Origin of the sequence: Metabacillus sp. Hm71, from assembly GCF_051842955.2 — a bacterium.
GTDB lineage: Bacteria > Bacillota > Bacilli > Bacillales > Bacillaceae > Metabacillus.
Window position 1 is genome coordinate 1996399 of the sequence record NZ_CM200278.1, and the last position, 15624, is coordinate 2012022.

Annotated in this window: 12 protein-coding genes; all 12 read left to right on the top strand. The window is 39.4% G+C overall.

Annotation, left to right across the window (positions count from 1 at the left end; genetic code table 11):
- Positions 1 to 35 precede the first annotated feature (35 nt).
- The 12 genes from ACSVDH_RS09400 to ACSVDH_RS09455 all read left to right on the top strand — a co-directional run bounded on the left by ACSVDH_RS09400 (position 36) and on the right by ACSVDH_RS09455 (position 15617).
- Entirely contained in the window at positions 36 to 1238 is a 1203-nt protein-coding gene (locus tag ACSVDH_RS09400; RefSeq protein WP_439249222.1) for an ornithine--oxo-acid transaminase, read from the top strand.
- 286 nt (positions 1239 to 1524) lie between these two features.
- Positions 1525 to 2889 (top strand): aspartate aminotransferase family protein, encoded by a 1365-nt coding sequence (locus tag ACSVDH_RS09405; protein WP_439249223.1) that lies wholly within the window; start codon positions 1525 to 1527, stop codon positions 2887 to 2889.
- A 12-nt stretch (positions 2890 to 2901) separates the two neighbouring features.
- A complete protein-coding gene (locus ACSVDH_RS09410; protein WP_439249224.1) occupies positions 2902 to 4425 on the top strand; it encodes a pyridoxal phosphate-dependent decarboxylase family protein in 1524 nt (507 codons plus the stop codon).
- Positions 4403 to 6205, top strand: coding sequence for an IucA/IucC family protein (locus ACSVDH_RS09415; protein ID WP_439249226.1), 1803 nt, complete (start codon positions 4403 to 4405; stop codon positions 6203 to 6205). The genes ACSVDH_RS09410 and ACSVDH_RS09415 overlap by 23 nt, the downstream gene beginning before the upstream one ends.
- On the top strand, positions 6198 to 6800 hold the full coding sequence (locus tag ACSVDH_RS09420) for a GNAT family N-acetyltransferase (protein WP_439249227.1): 603 nt from the start codon (positions 6198 to 6200) through the stop codon (positions 6798 to 6800). The genes ACSVDH_RS09415 and ACSVDH_RS09420 overlap by 8 nt, the downstream gene beginning before the upstream one ends.
- On the top strand, positions 6770 to 8068 hold the full coding sequence (locus ACSVDH_RS09425) for a lysine N(6)-hydroxylase/L-ornithine N(5)-oxygenase family protein (RefSeq protein ID WP_439249229.1): 1299 nt from the start codon (positions 6770 to 6772) through the stop codon (positions 8066 to 8068). Before ACSVDH_RS09420 ends, ACSVDH_RS09425 begins: the two co-directional genes overlap by 31 nt.
- Before the next feature lie 53 nt (positions 8069 to 8121).
- Positions 8122 to 9903: an IucA/IucC family protein gene (locus tag ACSVDH_RS09430; protein WP_439249783.1), complete on the top strand. Its 1782-nt coding sequence runs from the start codon at positions 8122 to 8124 to the stop codon at positions 9901 to 9903.
- Between the two features lie 188 nt (positions 9904 to 10091).
- Positions 10092 to 10655, top strand: a complete 564-nt coding sequence (locus tag ACSVDH_RS09435) for a biotin transporter BioY (protein ID WP_299089422.1) — start codon at positions 10092 to 10094, stop codon at positions 10653 to 10655.
- A gap of 37 nt (positions 10656 to 10692) precedes the next feature.
- A complete protein-coding gene (locus tag ACSVDH_RS09440) occupies positions 10693 to 12156 on the top strand; it encodes an AMP-binding protein (RefSeq protein ID WP_439249231.1) in 1464 nt (487 codons plus the stop codon).
- Complete coding sequence (locus tag ACSVDH_RS09445; protein ID WP_439249784.1) at positions 12152 to 13270, top strand: acetyl-CoA C-acyltransferase; 1119 nt, start codon at positions 12152 to 12154, stop codon at positions 13268 to 13270. The genes ACSVDH_RS09440 and ACSVDH_RS09445 overlap by 5 nt, the downstream gene beginning before the upstream one ends.
- 238 nt (positions 13271 to 13508) lie before the next feature.
- Positions 13509 to 14360 (top strand): MBL fold metallo-hydrolase, encoded by an 852-nt coding sequence (locus ACSVDH_RS09450; protein WP_439249232.1) that lies wholly within the window; start codon positions 13509 to 13511, stop codon positions 14358 to 14360.
- A gap of 240 nt (positions 14361 to 14600) precedes the next feature.
- Complete coding sequence (locus ACSVDH_RS09455) at positions 14601 to 15617, top strand: substrate-binding domain-containing protein (RefSeq protein ID WP_439249233.1); 1017 nt, start codon at positions 14601 to 14603, stop codon at positions 15615 to 15617.
- Positions 15618 to 15624 lie beyond the last annotated feature (7 nt).

Genomic DNA, 15624 nt, shown 5'->3' on the forward strand with positions numbered 1-15624 from the left:
TTCGTGATTAATAACAATAAGGAGGAGATAGCTGGATGAAGAATAAAACAGTAAGCATTATTACCCAAACAGAAAAATATGGTGCAAATAACTATAATCCGCTTCCAATCGTTATAACCAAAGCAGAAGGTGTCTGGGTAGAGGATCCAGAAGGCACTCGTTACATGGATATGTTAAGTGCTTATTCAGCTGTCAACCAAGGACATCGCCATCCAAAAATCATTCAGGCCCTGAAGGATCAAGCAGATCGGGTAACCCTTACATCAAGAGCATTTCATAATGATCAATTAGGACCATGGTACGAAAAAATTACAACAATAACTAAAAAAGCAATGGCATTGCCAATGAATACAGGAGCTGAAGCAGTTGAAACCGCAATAAAAGCAATGAGACGCTGGGGCTACCAGGTAAAGGGAATTCCTGACAATCAAGCAGAAATTATTGCATGTACAGGCAATTTCCACGGCCGTACGATGGCAGCAGTCTCCCTATCATCTGATCAGGAGTACCGGAAAAACTTTGGCCCTATGCTGCCAGGCATCAAATTGATTCCATATGGAGATATTGATGCTTTAAAAGCAGCCATTACACCGAGTACAAGTGGATTTCTTATTGAACCGATCCAAGGAGAAGCCGGGATTTTGTTGCCGCCGAAAGGATTTTTGAAAGAAGCGTTTGAGTTGTGTAAAAGCAATCATGTTCTCTTTGTTGCAGATGAAATTCAAGCGGGACTTGGCCGTACTGGAAAGATGTTTGCCTGTGATTGGGAAGATGTTGTTCCTGATATGTATATCTTAGGAAAAGCCCTTGGCGGTGGTGTGTTCCCAATCTCTTGTGTGGCAGCAAATCGTGACATTTTAAATGTGTTTAATCCTGGTTCACATGGCTCAACATTTGGGGGAAACCCGCTTGCATGTGCCGTATCGATCGCTGCACTCGACGTTATTGAAGAAGAAAAACTTGTGGAGCGTTCATATAAATTAGGTAAGTTATTATTAAACAATTTAAAAGAAATCAAGAATCCAAAAATAAAAGAGATTAGAGGAAGAGGGTTATTTATTGGTGTTAAGCTGACAGAAGCTGCAAGACCATACTGTGAAAAGCTTAAGGAAAACGGGTTATTATGTAAAGAAACACATGAAAATGTTATTCGTTTTGCGCCGCCTCTTATCATTACGGAAGAGGAGATAGCTTGGGCATTAGAACGAATTAAACGGGTTTTGGAAGAACCTGAATAATAAAAGAAAACTAAAAAATGATATCCCTTGTTACTATAGAAGACCATACACAAAGTGTGTGGTCTTTTTCCATTGAATAAAGACTTTTAGAACCAGAAGGCCTATTGAATAGATCTATAGAACCATAATTGATTAAACAAAGAGATTTTATTTTAGGTATATATCATTAAAATTGCAAACAACAATTGACTATGATAATCATTATCATTTAAGATGTTCGTTGTAAAAGAAAATGAAAATCATTATCAATTATAAATTTCGAATCATAAAAAAGGAGTGGAACATGATGGAAGCAGTGTTGACGACATCAATGGACAATCAAACATTATTGACTATGCAGGAAATAAGAGAATCAAATGCAAGATCATATCCAAGAAGATTACCATTGGCCATAAAACGAGCAGAGGGTGTTTATGTAACAGATATGGATGGCAAAATCTACATTGATTGTTTAGCAGGAGCAGGGACGTTAGCTCTTGGCCATAATCATGCCGTAGTCAGGGAAGCAATTGAGGAAGTCCTCGAATCATACTTGCCATTGCACACCCTTGATTTAACAACTCCGGTTAAAGAAGCATTTGTTAACGAGGTGTTTGAAGCACTGCCAAAGTCTTTTGCAGAAAAAGCAAAAATTCAATTCTGCGGTCCTACAGGCGGAGATGCAATCGAAGCAGCGTTAAAGCTGGTAAAAACAGCAACTGGGAATCGGGCGATTTTAGCGTTCCAAGGAGGCTACCATGGATCCACACATGGGACCTTAAGTATTAGCGGAACATTAAGTCCTAAACAAAAGATTCACGCTCTTGTCCCGGATACGCATTTTCTGCCATATCCATATGAATACCGCTGTCCTTTTGGAATTGGAAAGGATGGTCATAAAGTCAGCAGTACATATATTGAGAATTTATTAGATGATCCGGAAAGCGGAATCGTTCGTCCTGCTGGAATTATTGTCGAAGTCGTACAGGGTGAAGGTGGCTCGATACCCGCACCAATTGAGTGGTTAAAAGAACTGCGCAGGATCACAAAAGAACGAAATATACCTTTAATCATAGATGAGGTCCAAACAGGAATTGGCCGTACTGGAAAAATGTTTGCATTCGAGCATGCGGGAATTGAACCAGATGTCCTTGTTTTATCAAAAGCGATTGGCGGCAGTCTCCCGCTCTCAGTTATGATCTATGATCGCCGTCTCGATCAATGGGAGCCTGGTGCACATATTGGAACCTTCAGAGGCAATCAAATGGCAATGGCAACAGGGAAAGCAACATTAAAGTATATAAAGGAAAATCAATTAACAAATAAGGTAGATGAAATTGGAGCCTATCTAAAGCAGCAATTGCATTCGATACAAAAGAGTATGTCTTCTATAGGAGAGATTAGAGGGCGCGGCTTGATGCTTGGTATCGAAATCATTAACCCTGCAAAAACAGCCAATCATCTTGGAAGCTACCCGGCATTTCCTGAGCTGGCTAGTAAAATTCAACAAGAATGCTTTAACAGAGGACTCATTTTAGAGGTTGGCGGCAGATTCAGTACAGTGATTCGATTGCTACCGCCGCTAATTATCACAAAGGAGCAAATCGACGATGTCCTACAGCGGTTCTACGAAGCAATTAAAAGCGCAGAAGACCACTTTGGATTGCGATAGAAGGTGAAGGAAATGAAAAATAAGGTTCAGCAGTGGTTCCTAAATTCCAGCGAGGAAAGTCAGAAGTCGTTTATGGAATTAATGGATAAGACCGTAAAATTACTTATAGAAGAAAATTACAGAGCGACTAATCCGTATTCGGGTGCAACACGAAAAGATATCGAAGCAAAGGTGAAGGAGATAACAAACATTACTGCTGGCGGCCAAGAGACAGATGCAGTAATGAACGAAATCAAAAAGACGGTCGTAAGAAACTCTCTATGGATTTCCAATCCTTCAGCGATGGCACATCTTCATTGTCCGCCGCTTTTACCCTCAATCGCTGCTGAGGTTCTGATAAGCACGTTAAATCAATCAATGGATTCATGGGACCAGAGTCCTTCAGCTACATATGTTGAAGAAGAGGTTCTTCAGTATTTCATCCACAAAATCGGGTATGGGGAGAATGCTGATGGCGTATTTACCAGCGGTGGGACACAGTCTAATTATATGGGACTTTTGCTTGCACGGAACCACGCTTGTCAAAGGCATTTTTCGATAAATGTCGGGGAGCATGGTCTTCCTGCCAACGCAGGCAGATTACGGATTCTTTGTTCAGAGCATGCCCATTTCACTGTCCAGCAATCTGCGGCACAACTGGGACTTGGCATCAACTCAGTCGTCAAGGTTAGATCCACTGAAAATCACCAGATTTGCCTAAAGGATGCCCAAAAAAAGGTGGCTGAATTGCATGAGCAAGATCTTATTCCATTTATGATTGTTGCTACAGCGGGAACGACCGACTTTGGAAGTATCGATTATCTAACGGAGCTAGCAAAGATGGCACATGATAATCATTTATGGCTCCATGTTGACGCAGCTTATGGAGGGGCTTTGCTGTTTTCCCATCAATATCGAGATTTGCTTCATGATTTATCGGAAGCAGATTCCATCACTATTGATTTTCATAAGCTTTATTACCAATCGATTAGCTGTGGGGCATTTTTTGTTAAGGATCGTAAGTATTTTCATCATATTGCCTTTCATGCTGATTATTTAAACCCTGAAGAGGATCGGAAGGACGGCATTATCAACCTTGTTGAGAAAAGCGTACAAACGACAAAACGATTTGATGCGCTAAAGGTCTTAATGACCTTTAAGCTTATTGGAACCGATGTGTTTGGCGAGATGATTGACTCTACTATTCAGCTTGCGAAGGACACTGCTGAGCTATTGCAGTGCAGTTCACAATTTGAGGTCCTGAATGAACCGGTCATAAACGCTGTCCTATTTCGTTATCTTCCTGATCGGCATGCAGAAAATCAGCTCTTTGTTGATGAAGTCAATCTTGAGCTTCAGCGTTATTTTTACGAAAGCGGCAAGCTGATCATGGCTAAAACAAGGCAAAATGGCAAAGTATATTTGAAATTTACGATGTTGAATCCATTAAATACACTCCGCAACATGGAGATTCAGATTGAAAACATAAAAAAGATAGGTGACATCATAACAGAAAAGAAAGGAGAGAGAAGCAATGAATATTCCGTTCATTTCTAATCATCTTACCATGCAAAATCTGATTAATTGTTACATAAAGGAAACGGATAAAGGTGTGCTGAAGGAGGCTGCAGACATCACTTTTCCATTAGCTGACCCGGAATGCAAGCATGTATTTGTGATTCCCTTGAAAAGTCAGTCAGTTACATTATACGTGCCCGTTCGCTATTACTCTATCACAGGACGGCATTTATTTTCACCATTTATGTATTATCAATGGAAAATGGATAATGTTAAGCAGCTGGATTACTTAACATTAGTTATCTATTTGCAAAAGGATTTAGCTGCAGCAGCTGAAAAGCCTGTTGATTCCGAAGAGCTAATATTACGAACGATCTTAAGCTATCAAAATATGAAGGGCATCCTTTTACACCGTAATGAGGATTATGAGGAATGCTATCAAGCTGAAAAGAATTTTTTGCAAGCTGAACAGTCCCTTTTAATTGGGCATCAAGTTCATCCAACCCCGAAAAGCAGGCAAGGAATTGATGATGAGGAGGAGCATATCTTTGCTCCTGAACGAAAAGGATCGTTTAAGCTACATTATTTTCAGGCAGTAAATGACATTGTGGAAGAGGACTCGATCCTTTCCAAAACAGCTACAGCTCTTATCAAGGAAGAATTAAAGAAAGATCCTTTTGTTTCTGGATCTTTTAAAGAGAAGTATTGCCAAGAGGATGGCTATTCCTTGATCCCTGTTCATCCTTTACAGGCAAGAAAGCTATTGGGAAAAGAAGCGGTTTGTGAGCTAATTCAAGCCGGCAAGCTAACCTATCTTGGTCCACATGGCAGAAGCTATTACCCTACGTCATCGGTGCGTACTGTTTACCATCAAGATGCTGACTATATGTATAAGTTTTCGATACCAGTGAAAATCACCAATTCACTGCGGATCAATAAACGAAAGGAGCTTGATCGCGGAGTGGAGGTTAGCCGTATATTAGGGCTGGTGCTTAAGGATAAACTAACAGCTCTTCATCCTAACTTTCAAATTGTTCAAGATCCTGCTTATATCACAGTTAAGCTTGACACAGAAGAATCCGGCTTTGAAGTGGTCATTCGTGAAAATCCATTTCAGCAAAACGAGGGAGCAAGAACAACTTTGCTTGCCGGTTTATGTCAGGACCATATAAATGGAGGTCTATCCCATCTTGCAAACCTTATTCATGGTTTAGCTGATAAGGAGCAAAAGGCAGTCACAGATGTGTGTGAAGAATGGTTTCGCCGCTATTTAACCATTAGTCTGCGTCCGCTTTATTGGATGTATGCTACATATGGAATTGCCCTTGAAGCACATCAGCAAAATTCACTTGTAACATTCGATGAAAAGGGGTACCCAGCAGCATTTTACTACCGGGATAACCAGGGCTATTATTTCATGGAATCAAAAGCAGAGGAATTAAGAAAGGTGCTCCCGGACTTAAATGAAAAGAGCAACACCATATGTGCTGATGATGTTGCAGAAGAACGTTTTCGCTATTATTTCTTTTTTAACCACTTGTTCGGGCTCATTAATGCGTTTGGCGTCAATCGTTTGATTGATGAAGATCGATTATTGCAACTGCTTAAGGATGAATTACATGATTTGCAGAAAGATTATGGCGATTCGACGAATTTATTGAACTCTTTAGTAAACGAGGAAACCTTGCCGTGCAAAGCCAATCTGTTGACTAGAATTCATGATATGGACGAACTTGTCGGCTCCCTTGAAACACAATCTGTATACACTAGGGTACACAATCCGTTATTCAATATTGTAGGTGAGCTGCATGGTGTCTAAACTAAAAGCAAAACCGGCATACCCATTTAAGCATGATGATCCTATTACAAAAAAGAAGATCTCTTTCCGCCATGTAAGCTATAACGAGGATGTCACCTTACTGCATTCATGGATGCATGAAAAGCATGTCATACCCTATTGGAAGCTGAATATTTCGTTAGAAGCATATAAGCTCCATTTACAAAATTTTTTAAATGATCATCATCAAACTCTATTGATCGGCGAGATTAATGGAGTACCTGTTAGCTATTGGGAGTCGTATTGGGTGGATGGAGATATTATTGGAACATGTTATCAGTTTGAACCATTTGACCAGGGGATTCACCTGCTCATTGGAAATAAGGACTATCTGGGGAAAGGGTTTATTTATCCTTTGCTGCTAACGATTTTATTTCATAAATTTCAAGTTTCACAAACAAATAAAGTAATAGCAGAACCGGATATTCGTAATGAAAAAATGATTCATGTCTTTAAAAAATGCGGTTTTATCCCAATAAAGGAGGTAGAGCTTCCTGATAAAACAGGGCTATTGATGTTCTGTGAACGAGAAAATTTTGAAAGGAGATGGGCCGATTGGCAGCAAAACAAATTTTAGATGTCATTGGCGTAGGGATCGGTCCTTTTAATCTTGGATTAGCGGCATTGCTTGAAAAAACGCAATGTAAAGCAATGTTTTTTGATAAAAAACCGCGATTTGATTGGCATCCAGGCATGCTGATTGAAGGGACGACTTTACAAGTGCCATTTATGGCTGATGCGGTCACGATGGTTGACCCAACGAGCCGATTTAGCTACTTAAATTATTTGCATGAGCATAAGCGTTTATATCAGTTTTATTTTTTAGAAAGATTCCATATCCCGCGCAATGAGTACAATCATTATTGCCAGTGGGTTGCTGAACAGCTGTCGCAGCTTCAGTTTGATCATGAGGTAGAAATGATTGAAAAAACTGACGAAGGCCATTATCGGGTGACGGTCCATTCTGTGAGTCAAGGTGTTAAAAAAATATATAATACAAAGCATATTGTTATAGGCATTGGTACGAAACCGTATATACCTGAAAAATTTTCCGAATTTAGTGACCGCATTTTTCATTCTTCACATTATTTAACAAGACGTAAAGATGCCATGCAAGCTAAGTCAGTGACCATTATTGGTTCGGGACAGAGTGCTGCGGAAATATTTTATGATTTACTCTCAAGACAGCCTGATCATGACTATCGATTGTCATGGTATACAAGGTCAAAAGGGTTTTATCCAATGGAGTATTCTAAGCTGGGATTAGAGCACTTCTCACCGGATTATACAAAATACTTTTACCATTTGCCTGCAGAAAAGAAGAGAGCAGTTCTTAAAAATCAGGCATTGCTTTATAAAGGGATTAGCTTTTCAACCATTGCTGATATTTATGATCTATTGTATGAAAGATCGATTGGCGCTAGTAAACCAAACGTACATCTGCAGGCGTTAACTGAGCTTGTTGCAATCGAAGAGTGGGAGGATATTTTGCGTCTATCACTCTATCAGATTGAACAAGAAGCAGCCAAGCAAACAGAGAGTGATATTGTCATCCTTGCTACAGGGTATCAGCCGTATATACCTAAATGTTTAAAAGGGATTGAGGATTTGCTGGAATGGGATGATAATGGACAATTAATGGTCGAAGAAGACTATAAGCTTCAGACGAAGAATAGCACCGGTAATCAGGTTTTTGTTCAGAACGGTGAGCTTCATACACATGGTGTTGGTGCACCAGATTTAGGGCTGGGCGCATTCCGAAGTGCAAAAATCATCAATCAGCTTGCTGGAAAAACCGTGTATAAAACCTATCAGCATAATGTATTTCAGCAATTTGGAATGTAGCTAATAACGAAAAGGAGTTGGATATCGTGAAAATTTGTGATACACCATTAACCATGCTAACAAAGGAAAATTGGAAACTAGCTGATCAGCAGTTGATCGCAAAAATGCTTCAAGAATTTATTTATGAAGAAATTATTAGCCCCCAGCTAATAACTGAACAAAATGGAGTTGGGCAATATGAATGGAAAGATAGCAGTGGAAGGGTTTATCGATTTCAAGCAAAAAAACGGCTATTTGACAGTATTTCTGTAATCTCAGATTCGATTGTAGTGATCCCATTTGAAGAGCATATCCCCTTATCACTTTCGCTTTTAATCAGTATCCAAGGCGAGGGGAAAATGTCGGGATCAACGGCAGGCCATTTAGTCCGAGAGTATTTGCACACATTGGTTGCAGACACACATATACAGGAACGTTCAAAACTATCTGAAGAGCTGGTTGAGCTTGATTATGCAGAGCTTGAAGGAGAAATGACAGGTCATCCGTGGATTACCTATAATAAAGGCCGGATTGGGTTTGGCTACAATGATTATACACAATTTGCTCCAGAGCAAAAGAAGCCGGTGCAATTATCCTGGATTGCCGTACATAAAAATTTGGCAACCTTTCATTCTGTGGAAGAACTGAATTATCACAAGGTGATTGAGCAGGAACTGGCAGAGGATGCTCGCATTCAGTTCAACAATCGTATAAAAGCGCTGAATCTTCAGCCTGAGGATTATTATTTTATGCCAATTCATCTATGGCAATGGAATCATTCAATTGTCACAATGTTTGCCGCAGAGATAGCGAAAAACGAGATGATTCCGTTAGGAGAAGCCGATGATCTTTACTTGCCGCAGCAATCGATCAGAACCTTTGTGAATGTCAAAAACAAAGAAAAGTTTCATGTGAAATTGCCGATGAGCATTTTAAACACACTTGTCTATCGCGGATTACCAGGCGAGCGAACGGTTATTGCACCTGAAGTAACAGCATTTATGAAAAACATTCTCGACAATGACCCGTTTTTAAAGGATGAATGCCGCTTGGGGTTATTAGGTGAAGTAGCAACGATGAATGTTGATCAACCGGTATTCAAGAATGTTAAAGGTGCACCATATCAATATCTTGAATTACTTGGCGTTGTCTGGAGGGAGAGTATTTATAATCAATTAACGAGCCAAGAGCGAGCTATCACCCTTGCAGCATTAGTTCATGTCGATCATGAGGGAACGCCATTTGTCTCAAAGCTTATTGAAAAATCCGGATTGACGGTCGAAGAATGGGTGGGAAAATTAGTAAAAGCGATTCTGCCGCCATTGCTTCACTACATGTACCAATATGGAACCGTCTTTTCACCTCATGGTCAAAACACGGTGCTTGTTCTGAAAGATTATATACCTGAACGTACCATTATGAAGGATTTTGTTGATGATGTTAATATTAGTGATCAACCGCTGCAAGAGCTTTCCGTTCTTTCAAAGGACCTGAAAAGCGTGTTACGCAGTGAGCCGCCAGAAGGGTTGACACAATTTATTTTTACGGGCTTATTTATATGCCACTTCCGTTATTTAAGCAGTCTGCTTGAAGAAAAAGAAGCATTTAGCGAACACCGCTTTTGGGAGATTGTCCGCGATGAAATCATTTCGTATCAGCAAAGATTCCCACACTTAAAGGAACGCTTTGAGCTGTTTGACTTGCTGCGTCCGACATTTACGAAATTAACACTTAATCGAAACCGAATGTTTGATTACGGGTATAGTGACGGAGAAGATCGCCCACATGCAAGCGAGTATGGAGTAGTTTCAAATGCTCTTTATTCGATCACGGCCGAGAAAACACTATCGGAATGAAAAACAATTATTTGAGGAAGGCTGTTTCAAGGGACTGACCCTTTGGATATAGCCTTTTCCTTTTACAAAAAATTTTTAGACCTCAACTTATATGTTAACTTAAAGTAAAATATCGTTGACATATATTTATTTTTGCTAATAAAATAAACTAGAAACTTGTTTTGCGAAAAATGGATTGGAGGTCTAAAATGAAAGTACAGGAAATGACATACATAGCGTTATTCACAGCCGTAATGGGTGCGTTAGGACTTGTTCCGCCAATTATGCTCACGTTTACACCAGTTCCAATTACCCTTCAGACATTAGGAGTCTTACTTTCTGGAGGAGTGCTTGGTGCTAGATTAGGAGCTTTTAGTCAAATCTTATTTTTATTGCTCGTTGCTGCAGGAATGCCGCTTCTTTCAGGAGGACGCGGTGGAATTGGTGTTTTCTTTGGACCTAGTGCCGGATACTTGCTTGCCTATCCTTTAACAGCGTTTATCATTGGCTATTTGCTCACTAAATTTAAGGCAAAGTCATTACAATCGATTTTATTTATTAATCTTACAGTAGGGATTTTATTGATTTATTTTATAGGCATACCTGTACAAGCATTTATAATGGAAATATCACTTTTCCAAGCAATAAAACTAAGCCTTGTCTATATTCCTGGCGATGTTTTGAAGGCAATCATTGCTTCCTATTTGGTCTACCAATTACGGAAATCCCCGATCATTTCAAGGAAACTAGCTAAATCTAGTGAGACACTTTAATGTCTCACTTTTTTCATATTTAGAAAGGAGTAGAAAGATGTCAATCACTGCTACTTATGAAATGCATGCAAGACATTTTCCGGATAAGATAGCGATTCAAACAGCGGATGAAAGCCTCAGTTACCAGAATTGGTATCAGCTTATTTGTCAAACAGCTAATTGGCTTGCATCACTGCAGAGAGCAAATAACATTGTAGGGGTTTTTATGCAAAATGGCTTGCCTTTTTTACAGCTATTTTCAGCTGCATCAGAGGCCGGATTAGTGATTGTCCCGTTCGATATAAAATGGACAACAGCAGAAATCAAGAAACGTATTATACTCTCTCAGCCATCCATCATTATTACAATGAAAGATCAATTCGAAAAGCTAAAGGAACTAGATCTAAATGTCATGGTATGGGAGGAATGTTTAGTTGAGATAAATAGAATGCCGCTTCATCGTGAAACAGAAATAAAGAGAGAAATGCCCTTTTATATGGGGTTTACCTCAGGATCAACAGGTGAGCCGAAAGCATTTATTCGCTCTCATGAATCATGGGTACAAAGCTTTGCTTGCACTCAGTTTGATTTTCACATCAATAAGAATGATCATGTACTAATACCAGGCTCACTGATCCACTCTCATTTTTTATTTGGTGCAATTAGTACCTTATATTTTGGCGGCTCTGTCTATTTACTTAGTAAGTTTTCACCTGTACAATCGCTAGAATTTATCGAAACAAAGCCGATTACTGTTATATATGTTGTTCCTACCATGCTGGAAGCTTTTCTAAAGGAAGGATGTCAGTCGAATAAGCAACTAAAAATCATCTCTTCTGGTGCAAAGTGGGAGGAGATCACAAAACAGAGGATTATGGAAATGTTCCCAAATTCGTATATGTATGAATTTTATGGTGCGAGTGAGCTAAGCTTTGTGACGGTCTTACCAGATGATGACAGTAAGCGAAAACCAGGTTCAGTCGGAAAGCCTTGTCATAACGTAGAAATTCAAATACGTACATCAACTGGGGTGGTTGCAGAAAAAAATGAAATTGGAAAAATCTATGTAAGAAGTAAAATGCTGTTTAGTGGTTATCTTCAGGCCGGTATGTCATGCATTCAACCTATTCAGACTGAAGATGGCTGGATGACCGTTGATGATATGGGATATGTTGATGCCGAGGGCTTTTTATATATAATTGGACGAGAAAAAAACATGATTTTATACGGAGGAATAAATATATACGCTGAGGAGGTTGAGACTGTACTGGCTTCACACCCTGATGTAGATGCTGCAGCTGTAGTCGGAACTTCTGATCCCTATTGGGGACAGGTTGTTTCAGCCGTGATCCAAGGAAGTGCCACAAAAGCGGAATTAAGAAAGCTATGTAAAATGAAATTAGCAGCCTATAAGATTCCACGTAAATGGTATTTCCTTAATGAAATTCCGCTTACGACAAGTGGTAAAATTGCACGTCCTAAAATAATCGAGATGTTGGAGAGGAAGGTGCAAGATGATTAACAAAGCGGTCATCGTAGAAGCGAAACGAACTCCGATTGGCAGGAAGGATGGGATGCTTAAGCAGTTTGGAGCAGATGAATTACTTTCCCCCCTTCTTAAACATGCAGCAAGAATGTCTCAAAATAAACTTGATGATGTGATCATTGGAAATGTGGTTGGACCAGGGGGCAATGTAGCGCGTTTAGCTGCATTAGAAGCAGAGCTCCCAATAAGCATACCTGGTTTGACGCTTGATCGGCAATGCAGTGCTGGATTAGATGCAATCCGGCTAGCCTGCTGTCTTATTCAAGCGGGAGCAGGTAATGGATATATTGCGGGTGGTGTAGAAAGTACGAGTACATCTCCATTTCAATCAAGAGCACGATTTTCTCCTGATAAAATAGGTGATCCCGACATGGGAGCTGCCGCAGAAAATGTAGCCAGCAAATATGGTATTACTAGGAAACTCCAGGATGAATATACGCTATTAAGCTATGAACGAAGTATACATGCGTTTAAACATTCACTGTTTTCGCAAGAAATCCTTGCTGTAAACGAATATAATCAGGATGAGGAATTTTTGAAAGAGCGTAACATTGAGAAACTAGTAAGGCGTGCGAGACCTGTTTTTAATAAAGAGAATGGAACGGTTACAGCTGCTAACAGCTGTGGTATTAATGATGGTGCTTGTGTAGCATTAGTTATGGAAGAAGGGCTAGCAATGGAAATGGGTCTGCAGCCTGTACTGCGCTATCTTGATAGTGTAGTATGTGGAGTTCACCCAGATTATCCTGGAATTGGCCCTGTCCCAGCCATTCAACAATTACTCAATCGAAATAACCTAACAATTGCAGAAATTGATTTAGTTGAATTAAATGAGCCTTTTGCTGCAAAGGTTGTCGCCTGTTCAAAGGCCTTATCCATTCCGTATAGCAAGCTGAATGTCCACGGCGGTGCTTTAGCGATTGGACATCCATATGGTGCATCAGGTGCAATGCTGATTACCCGGTTGTTTTATGAGGTGCAAAGAAGAAACAATTGTAACTATGTTTTAGCCGCGATTGGAAGCGGCGGGGGGATTGGTTTGGCTGTCTTGTTTGAAGTGATATGTAAGAAAAAGCAAAGGCTGTCTTAGGATAGCCCCTTATTGGGTCGATATGTCTGTAATAAAAGGTAAGAAGCGATAAATGTCGGCAAAGTGCGAGTAAAAAGATTACAACTCTGTATACACGACCTTCCCGCATCGATTGAATGTAGGCACATTTATTCAAACCTATTTTACATAATCATTATAAAAGATAGGTTGACACTTACATCTTATCAATCTACTCTTTTAGTAAGGAGTACATATAAGAAGAAGGATGTGGATCATCGTGCAAAAGCTTTATAAAAGTGGTAAAGCTTTATTGAAAGAGGTTTTTGAAACAAAGCTAATGGATCATACTATTGCATTTTGGAGCCTGGGACAGGCAGGTGTGTTAATAAAAGGGGATAAGCAAGATGGGTGGATTTGTATTGACCCATACTTAACAGCAATTATTGAAGAAGCAGATCAACAATCAGAATTTAAAAGAGCATTTCCCCCAGTAATAGAGCCAGCATTGTTAAAAAATATTGATGGTGTTCTTGTTACACATGATCATGGTGACCATCTTGATTTAGCAACATTAAAGGAACTTGATCAGGTGACAGAACAGACGTGTTTAATTGTCCCGGCACCTTGTGAAGCTTCTGTATATAAGGAAGTGGAACAAATGAAACTTCACTTAGCTAAAGCGGATGAGCCCTTTACAATTAAAGGTTTTTCCATTACGCCGGTACCGGCAGCACATACAGAATATGATGTAGACGAAAATAATGATCACGCTTTCTTAGGTTATTTCATTGAGGTAAACGGCGTCAAACTATATCATAGCGGTGACACAGTCGTCACTCCATTGCTTGTCGAAAAGGTGAAAGCGTTTAATCCGGATGTTGCGTTCCTGCCTATTAATGGCGGCGATTATTTCCGGACATCTAGAGGAATTATCGGCAATATGAGTTTCCGTGAGGCAGCTGACTTTTCTGCAGCTGTTGGAGCAGACCTTGTCATCCCGATTCATTTTGATATGTTTCCAAAAAACAGAGATAATCCTGCTTATTTTGTTGACTATCTCTTTCATCATTATCCAGTACAGAAATTCCATATGATGGTTCCAGGTGAAAGATTTATTTATCATAAATAACGGATGAAAGAATAGTTTGGATAATCTTGATAACTCAACGAAATAAGGTTGGAGATCAAAGCCTTTCCTAGTAAAATGGGAGAGGTTTTTTGTGGTTGTGAAATGATTCATATGATATTTGTGTACAATAATAAAAAATGCATAATTTTTAATATGCAGATTGTACGTACATGTGTATAATAGATAAACATACTAGCATTTTAGTCCTTCTTTACAATTTTTCATTAGAGGTGATGACATGTGAAAAAGCTTTTCATTGTCTATGTCATTTTATTTTCGATCTTTTCCATTTATCTATATAACTATTACTTAAAGGAATCCTATTTATATCCTTTTGGAAAAAATGAAGAGCAATTACAAGGAGATATTGGCGAAAAATATGTAATGGTCACGTTTTTAGCAGGGATTGATTATTGGAAAAGTGCCATTAAAGGATTTGAGGATGCGGCCAATGAGTTGAATGTATCAGTTGAATACCGTGGAGCAACCCAGTATGATTCCCATGAACAAATTACTGTTTTGGAGCAAGTCATTGCCAAAAAACCGGCAGGAATTGCGATTTCTGCAATAAATCCTTATGAATTAAACACAACGATTAATAAAGCGATTGAAGCAGGAATTCCTGTTGTTTTGTTTGATTCTGATGCTCCTTCAAGCAAGGCACTATCCTTTTTAGGAACAAATAATTATGTTGCGGGCGAGACTGGAGCTCATAAAATGGCTGATTTATTGAATCGTAAAGGAAAAGTAGCGGTTATCACACTTCCGGATCAGTTGAATCATCAGGAAAGAACAGATGGTTTTGTTGAGACGATAGAGGAAGCCTATCCTGGAATGGAGGTCGTGGAAATAAAAGATGGAAAAGGTGACCAACTGCGTTCAGAACAAGCAGCACTAGACATTATTAAGGAACATCCAGATATTCAAGGGATTTTTACAACAGAAGCAAATGGCGGTGTGGGCATTGCCCAAGCTACACAATCATTAAATAAGGAACAACAAATTAAAATTATTAGTTTTGATACTGATAAACGAACACTTGATAAAATAAAGGAAGGAGCTATTTCGGCCACACTGGCTCAAGGCACCTGGAATATGGGATATTGGTCCATGCAGTTCCTTTTCCAGCATAATCATGGGACTTCTTCATTATCACCCACACAGCAAGGAGAGCATTCTGCGATTTTACCTGAATATGTCGATACAGGAATTTCGGTTGTTACAAAAGAGAATATTGAAGAGTATTATGCAGACTAAAAACTTC

What these genes read in the sequence shown, in the direction of transcription:
- ACSVDH_RS09435 (WP_299089422.1), top strand. Translation starts at nt 10,092, where the DNA reads ATGAAAGTACAGGAAATGACATACATAGCGTTATTCACAGCCGTAATG.
- ACSVDH_RS09425 (WP_439249229.1), top strand. Translation starts at nt 6,770, where the DNA reads ATGGGCCGATTGGCAGCAAAACAAATTTTAGATGTCATTGGCGTAGGG.
- ACSVDH_RS09430 (WP_439249783.1), top strand. Translation starts at nt 8,122, where the DNA reads ATGCTAACAAAGGAAAATTGGAAACTAGCTGATCAGCAGTTGATCGCA.
- ACSVDH_RS09440 (WP_439249231.1), top strand. Translation starts at nt 10,693, where the DNA reads ATGTCAATCACTGCTACTTATGAAATGCATGCAAGACATTTTCCGGAT.
- ACSVDH_RS09415 (WP_439249226.1), top strand. Translation starts at nt 4,403, where the DNA reads ATGAATATTCCGTTCATTTCTAATCATCTTACCATGCAAAATCTGATT.
- ACSVDH_RS09400 (WP_439249222.1), top strand. Translation starts at nt 36, where the DNA reads ATGAAGAATAAAACAGTAAGCATTATTACCCAAACAGAAAAATATGGT.
- ACSVDH_RS09410 (WP_439249224.1), top strand. Translation starts at nt 2,902, where the DNA reads ATGAAAAATAAGGTTCAGCAGTGGTTCCTAAATTCCAGCGAGGAAAGT.
- ACSVDH_RS09405 (WP_439249223.1), top strand. Translation starts at nt 1,525, where the DNA reads ATGGAAGCAGTGTTGACGACATCAATGGACAATCAAACATTATTGACT.